This window comes from Pseudomonas sp. A-1, from assembly GCF_004801855.1.
Taxonomy (GTDB): domain Bacteria; phylum Pseudomonadota; class Gammaproteobacteria; order Pseudomonadales; family Pseudomonadaceae; genus Geopseudomonas.
In genome coordinates this window covers 1-6,186 of record NZ_SSTC01000144.1, presented here as the reverse complement: position 1 = coordinate 6,186, position 6,186 = coordinate 1, and the positions used below count along the sequence as shown (strand labels likewise).

The 6,186-nt window shown below is 71.9% G+C and carries 6 protein-coding genes and 2 tRNA genes; 2 read left to right on the top strand and 6 right to left on the bottom strand.

Features of this window, described 5'->3' with window-relative positions; translation table 11 throughout:
* Positions 1-1,379, top strand: a 1,379-nt coding sequence (locus E5198_RS19985; protein WP_136491671.1) for an HAD-IC family P-type ATPase, incomplete at its 5' end; no start/stop codon positions are given.
* Here the strand turns inward: E5198_RS19985 and E5198_RS19980 are convergent.
* Positions 1,380-1,856, bottom strand: coding sequence for a cytochrome C (locus E5198_RS19980; RefSeq protein ID WP_136491670.1), 477 nt, complete (start codon positions 1,854-1,856; stop codon positions 1,380-1,382). It abuts the gene before it with no gap.
* Between the two features lie 209 nt (positions 1,857-2,065).
* Here E5198_RS19980 and E5198_RS19975 point away from each other — a divergent pair, with 209 nt between their 5' ends.
* A complete protein-coding gene (locus tag E5198_RS19975) occupies positions 2,066-2,596 on the top strand; it encodes a DUF3617 domain-containing protein (RefSeq protein WP_136491669.1) in 531 nt (176 codons plus the stop codon).
* Positions 2,597-2,662: 66 nt separating this feature from the next.
* On the opposite strand, the gene E5198_RS19970 is transcribed toward E5198_RS19975, so the two are convergent.
* The 5 genes from E5198_RS19970 to E5198_RS19950 form a co-directional block, all read right to left on the bottom strand.
* Positions 2,663-2,738: transfer RNA gene (locus tag E5198_RS19970), tRNA-Phe, on the bottom strand.
* Between the two features lie 28 nt (positions 2,739-2,766).
* A tRNA-Phe gene (locus tag E5198_RS19965) sits at positions 2,767-2,842 on the bottom strand.
* 96 nt (positions 2,843-2,938) lie between these two features.
* Positions 2,939-3,211, bottom strand: coding sequence for an oxidative damage protection protein (locus E5198_RS19960; RefSeq protein WP_136491668.1), 273 nt, complete (start codon positions 3,209-3,211; stop codon positions 2,939-2,941).
* Positions 3,208-4,293: an A/G-specific adenine glycosylase gene (mutY, locus tag E5198_RS19955; protein WP_136491667.1), complete on the bottom strand. Its 1,086-nt coding sequence runs from the start codon at positions 4,291-4,293 to the stop codon at positions 3,208-3,210. The genes E5198_RS19960 and mutY overlap by 4 nt, the downstream gene beginning before the upstream one ends.
* Before the next feature lie 86 nt (positions 4,294-4,379).
* Positions 4,380-6,186 (bottom strand): AsmA family protein (locus E5198_RS19950; RefSeq protein WP_136491666.1); only part of this gene is annotated, 1,807 nt, incomplete at its 5' end.

The window sequence follows — 6,186 nt, the reverse complement described above, 5'->3', positions numbered from 1 at the left end:
GCGAGGCCGACGACCCGCTGGATGCCGCCCTGCTGGCGGCCGGCGGCGCGGCGCCCGATCCGGCGCAGCGCGTCGCGCTGTTCCCCTTCACCGAGCAGCGCCGCCGCGAGACGGCGCTGTGGCCGGCCGCGGCGGGACAGAGGCTGGCGGTGAGCAAGGGCGCGCCGGAAACCCTGTTCGCGCTCTGCGACCTCGACGCGGTGGCGCTGGCCGACTGGCGTCGCCAGGCCGACGCCTACGCCGCCGGCGGCCACAAGGTGATCGCCGTCGCCAGCCGCCGGCTGGAAGCGGACGCGCGCCTCGATCGGGAGCCGGGGCAGGGCTTCGTGTTCGCCGGCCTGCTGGCCTTCGAGGATCCGCTGCGCGCTGGCGTGCGCGAGGCGCTGGCCGAGTGCCGGGCGGCGGGCATCCGCGTGGTGATGGTCACCGGCGACCATCCGCAGACCGCGCGGGCCATCGCCGCCGAACTGGGCCTCGGCGACGGCGCGCCCAGGGTGCTGGTGGCCGAGCCGGGCTGCACCTGGGCGGGCGATGTCGACGTGGTGGCGCGCGCGGTGCCGGCGCAGAAGCTCGAGCTGGTGCGCGCCCTGCAGGCGGACGGCGAGACGGTGGCGGTGACCGGCGACGGGGTCAACGACGTGCCGGCGCTGCAGGCCGCCGACGTCGGCATCGCCATGGGCGAGCGCGGCACGCAGAGCGCCCGCGAGACCGCCGCCATCGTCCTGCTCGACGACGACTTCGCCACCCTGGTGCGCGCCATCGGCGAGGGCCGTCAGCTGTTCCGCAACCTGCAGCTGAGCTTCGCCTACCTGCTGCTGGTGCACATCCCGCTGGTGGCCAGCGCCACCCTGGTACCGCTGACCGGCGCGCCGCTGCTCTACCTGCCGATCCACGTGGTCTGGCTGGAGCTGCTGATCCATCCCACCGCGCTGCTGGTGTTCCAGGAGCTGGCGCCGGACGGCCGCCTGACACCGCTCGGGCGCGGCGGCCCGGCGCGCTTCTTCTCGCCGCGCGCCTGGCGGGCGATCCTCCTTGGCGGCGCGGCGATCAGCCTGGTGGTGCTCGCCGCCTGGTGGCAGGCGCTGGGCGAGGGGGTGGCGGACGGGGCGCGGGTGAGCCACGCGCGCAGCATGGCCATCGCCGTGCTGGTGGTCGCCAGCCTGACCGTCACCGCCAGCCTCAGCCGGCTGCGCAGCGCGATGGCGCGGGCGGTCTGCCTGCTCGGCCTGGCGTCGCTGCTGCTGTTCGTCCAGCTGCCGGCGCTGGCCGCGCGCCTGCACCTGCAGCCGCTGCACCTGGCCGACTGGGCGATCGCCGCCGGCGCCGGCCTGCTCGCCGGGCTGATCGGCCGCTGGGTGCTGCGCCTGCTGGAGCGCTAGCTAGCGGGGGATCCTCACCCTGGCGAACGAGCCGCGCTCGACCCTGCGGTGGCAGGACCTGCAGTTGCCGGCGCCGCCGACCGATCTGCGATCGAACTGCGCCGCGTCGACCCTGTGGTGCTTGCGCGCGAACCAGCGGGTCGCGGTGATCCGCGGTTGCTCGCCGGTGCCGACGACGCCTTCCACCGGCTGGCGGTTGTTGCTGGATACCAGCAGCAGGAAGTCGCGGATCGTCTGCTGCTCGGCCGGGGCGAGCGAGGCGTCGATGCCGTAGTGCTGGCTCAGGGTGTCCATGTGCATTTCCCAGGCCCTGGGTGGCAGCAGGCCCGGCGGGTAGGCCATGTGGCAGCTGCCGCACGCGGTCATCCACCTTTGCGGGGCGTCGGCGGGTAGCGCGAGCGGCGGCGGGGCTACGGGTTCGGCCAGCGCCAGCGAGCTGGTCAGACCGAGGAGCAGGGCGATGCCGATGCGTTTCATGAGGGGCTCCGATGGCGATGTGGCGCCATCCTCCGGCGTCGCGCTGAATCCAACCTTAAAAAGCGTGTGGTTATTTCGGACTGGCTGCAGCAGCGCTCCAGGTCGCCGCCGGCCGGCCAGACGCTGCCGACCAGTGGTTCGGCGGAGCTCGAGTGCTGACCCGTGGCGGGGCTAGGCTTGCTGCAGTCGATTGCGATGAGGAGTGCGCCATGAAACCTCTGCTCCGCCTGGCCGCAGTGGTCAGTCTGCTGGGCGGCCTGGCGTCGGCCCAGGCCCAGGAAGTCCTCCCCGGGCTGTGGGAGCTGAGCAGCGACAGCATGCAGGTCAACGGCCAGCAGCTGCCGCCGGTGCAGGAGCTGCTCGGCCAGCTGGAGGGGCTGCCGGCCGAGCAGCGGCAGATGCTGGAGGAGGCGATGGCCGGCAAGGGCATCCAGGCCGGTGGCCAGGGCCTGCGCGTGTGCCTGAGCGAGGCGCAGGTCAAGGCCCAGGAGCTGCCGTTGCAGGACGCCCAGTCCGGCTGCACCCAGGAGATCACCGAGCGCAGCGAGCGGCTGTGGAAGTTCCGCTTCCGCTGCCCGGACGCCGAAGGCGAGGGCGAGACCCGCTTCGTCAGCGAGCGCGAGTTCGTCACCCGCATCGACAGCCGCTTCAGTGCCGCCGGCCAGGCCGGCAGCTCGCGGATGCAGACCCATGCACGCTGGCTGGGCGCCGACTGCGGCGAACTGGCGCCGCGGTCGTGAGGGGATTCGCGGAGGGCGGAAAGCAAGAAGCCCCGCACGCTGGCGGGGCTTCTCGACGATGTTCGGTGGTGCCCAGGGACGGAATCGAACCGCCGACACGGGGATTTTCAATCCCCTGCTCTACCAACTGAGCTACCTGGGCAAATCAGGGATCGGGCACCTGAAGGAAGTGGTGCCCAGGGACGGAATCGAACCGCCGACACGGGGATTTTCAATCCCCTGCTCTACCAACTGAGCTACCTGGGCAACAACGGGCGGCATTAAACCGCCTTTCCCGTTGCACAGTCAACCGTCGCCGCGAAAAAAATCGTTTTTTTCAGGCACTTGGCGACGGTGGAGGGGTCACGCGCCGGGTGGCACGTAGCCTTCGGCCTGGGCGTAGTCCTCGCCGGCGAGGAACTTGTCCATCTCGGCCTGGAGGAACTTGCGGTCCTCGGCGTTCATCATGTTCAGCCGGCGCTCGTTGATCAGCATGGTCTGGTGCTTCTGCCACTCGTCCCAGGCCTGCTTCGAGACGTTGTTGAAGATGTCCTCGCCCTTGGCGCCCGGGTAGGGCGGACGGTCGAGGCCGGGCAGTTCTTGGTTGTACTTGCGGCACTTCACCATGCGGGTCATTGCGGCGCTCCTGGAGTCGGGTGGAGGAGGGTGGCCGCGCGCTTGAGCAGCTTCTTCACCGGGGCGGCGAGCCCCAGGCGCGGCGGAGTGGCGAGGTTATACCAGAGCCAGTCGCCTTCGGCCACGCACGGGGTGCGGGCGCTGGCGGCGACCAGCAGCGGCTCGATGTGCAGCTGGAAATGGCTGAAGGTGTGGCTGAGCGGCGCCAGCTCCTGCGCGTCGCCGAGCGCCAGGCCGTGGCGCTCGGCCAGCTCGCCGAGCTGCGCGCGCTCGTCCAGTTCGGGCAGGCTCCACAGTCCACCCCACAGGCCGCTCGACGGCCGCCGGTAGAGCAGCACGGCGCCGGTGCCGTCGTGCAGCAGCGGCATCAGCGTGCGTTTCTGCGGCAGCGCCTTGCGCGGTCTGGCCTGCGGGTAGGCGGTCTCGCGGCCGAGGGCGTGCGCCCGGCAGTCGGCGGCCAGCGGACAGAGCAGGCAGCTCGGCCTGCTGCGCGTGCACAGGGTGGCGCCCAGATCCATCATCGCCTGGGTGTAGTGGTTGACCCGCGCGTGCGGGGTCAGGCGCTCGGCGGCCTCCCACAGCTGCGCCGCCACCCGGGTCTCGCCCGGGTAGCCGTCCTGGGCCAGGTAGCGGGCCAGCACGCGCTTGACGTTGCCGTCGAGGATCGGCGCGCGCAGGCCCATGCTGATGCTGGCGATGGCGCCGGCGGTGGAGCGGCCGATGCCGGGCAGCCCGGCCAGCGCCTCGACCGAGCGGGGGAACTCGCCACCGTGTTCGGCGACCACGATCCGCGCGGTCTTGTGCAGGTTGCGCGCGCGGCTGTAGTAGCCGAGGCCGGTCCACAGGTGCAGCACCTCGTCCTCGCCGGCTTCGGCCAGCGCCTGCACCGTGGGCAGCGCGGCCATGAAGCGCTGGTAGTAGTCGAGCACGGTGGCGACCTGGGTCTGCTGCAGCATGATCTCCGACACCCACACCCGGTAGGGGTTGATGTCCTGCTGCCAGGGCAGGTCGTGGCGGCCGTGGCGGTCGAACCAGGCGAGCACGCGGTCGGCGAAGGCGGAAACGGGGGGAAGGCTGGTCATAGGGGCGATGGCAGGCGCGTGCTGGGGGAATCCGGCCGCCATGGTACAGGCCACGGCGGTCGAATTCGCCCCCACGGAACGTGCGGTCAGCGCTGGAACAGGCCCTTCAGGGCGTCCTTGAGTTCCGGGCTGACCTTGTCGCCGAGCTTCTCGTCGAGCTTCTCGGTCAGCTTCTCGCCGGCCAGCCTGGCGGCGATCTTGCCGAGGCCGTCCTGGTCCAGGCGGCAGGCCCTGGCGCCCAGCTCCAGCGGACCGCGGCAGCGCAGCGGCCACTCCAGACCGACGTAGCGCTCGTTGACCTGGCAGGCCGGGTCGGGCATCTCGCGCTGGTCGCCCTCGATGACCACGCCCATGCGGTAGTCGAGGCCGAGCACGCGCAGGTCGACGTTGCCCTTGCCGCTGACGGTCAGCCCCGGGATGCGCGCGCGCATGTCCTGGTTGCTGGCCACGCCGCGGTCGAACTGCAGGCTGCCGCGCAGCTCGCGCAGCGGGGTGTCCTTCTCGGCGAACTCGCGGGTCGGCACCTTGCGGTTGAGGGTGGCGATGCCGCGGCACAGCTGCTGCTCGAGGTTGGCGTCGGCCAGCGCGCCGTCGTCGAGGATGAAGCTGGCGTTGCCGGACAGGCTGTCGATCAGCGCCTTCTCGCTGTTGCCTTGGGCGGCGAGGTTGCCCTCCAGCTGCAGCCTGCCGCGCACCGGCGACTTCTCCGCGGGCTTGAGGGTTTCCAGCAGGCGCTCCAGCGGGATGTCGCCGAGCAGCGGGGCGAACTGCAGCTGCGGGATGTCGCTGCGCGCGTCCAGGCTGCCGGCGAGGGCGAAGCGGCCGTCGAACAGCTCGCCGCGCAGCTCGTCGAGGCGGATCTGCCCGTCCCGTGCCCGGAGCTTGAGGCTGGCGTTCTCCAGCGGCAGCTTGCGCAGGGTCAGCTGGCCGAAGCTGAGGGCGAGTTCGGCGTCCAGCTGGCGCAGGCTCTCCAGCGGCAGCAGCTTCTCCTCGCTCCAGGCGTGGCTGGTCGGCTGCTCCGGCAGCGGCGTGCTGCCGTCGCCGGCGCCGCTTTTCGCCACCTCGGCCTTGCGCGTGGCGCTGGCGGCGTCGGCCTCCCTGGCCGGCGGCGGCAGGTAGCGGTCGAGGTCGAGGCGGTCGCCCTTGAGCTGGGTGCGCAGGCTGTTGCGGCTGAAGTCGGCGATGGCCAACTGGCCGCCGAGGTTGCTGCCGTCGAGCTGCAGCCTGAGGTCCTGCAGGGTCAGGCTGTCCGGCGTGGCGCTCAGGCCGCTGGCCAGGGCGACGCGGCGCAGGCTGTCGGCGTCGGCCATCTTCGGCAGCGACTGGCCGATGCCTTCGAGGAAGGCGCGCAGGTCGAACTCGGCGATCGACAGGCCGCCCTCGATCTGCGGCGTCCTGTCCAGTCCGCGTACCTTCAGCTCGCCGAGCAGGTCGAGCTGGTTGGCGGTCAGCTTGAGGCTGTTCCATTCGGCGACCTGGGCGGCGAGGTCGGCGAGCAGCTGGCCCTGGGCGGCGAAGGTCAGGGTCTGGTTGGCCAGCGGCGCGCCGGACAGCTCGCCCTTGAGCTGGGCGTCCTCCAGCCAGTAGCGTTCGAGCGCGGTGTCGAAGCGCAGCTTGCCGGTCAGTTCGCCGCGCGCGCGCAGCACCGGCTGGTTGGTGCCGAAGTAGCCCTTGAGGGTCAGCGGGATGCTGGCGCCCTCGCGGATCGCGCCACTGCGCAGGTCGAGCCCTTCGAGGGTGTAGCGCTGGCCGCTGGCGGCGTCGTGGTAGTCGATGCGCGAGTTGCTCACCGCCAGGCTGTCGATGTCCAGGCGCAGCGCCGGGGCGGCCTTGCCTGCCTGCGCCGGGGCCGGGCTGGCGGGCGGGGCGGCGGCAGCGGGCTGCTCCGGGGTG

Excerpts from the sequence above, each read along its gene's own strand:
- E5198_RS19980 (WP_136491670.1), bottom strand. The coding sequence starts at position 1,856 with ATGAAACGCATCGGCATCGCCCTGCTCCTCGGTCTGACCAGCTCGCTG.
- E5198_RS19975 (WP_136491669.1), top strand. The coding sequence starts at position 2,066 with ATGAAACCTCTGCTCCGCCTGGCCGCAGTGGTCAGTCTGCTGGGCGGC.
- E5198_RS19960 (WP_136491668.1), bottom strand. The coding sequence starts at position 3,211 with ATGACCCGCATGGTGAAGTGCCGCAAGTACAACCAAGAACTGCCCGGC.
- mutY (WP_136491667.1), bottom strand. The coding sequence starts at position 4,293 with ATGACCAGCCTTCCCCCCGTTTCCGCCTTCGCCGACCGCGTGCTCGCC.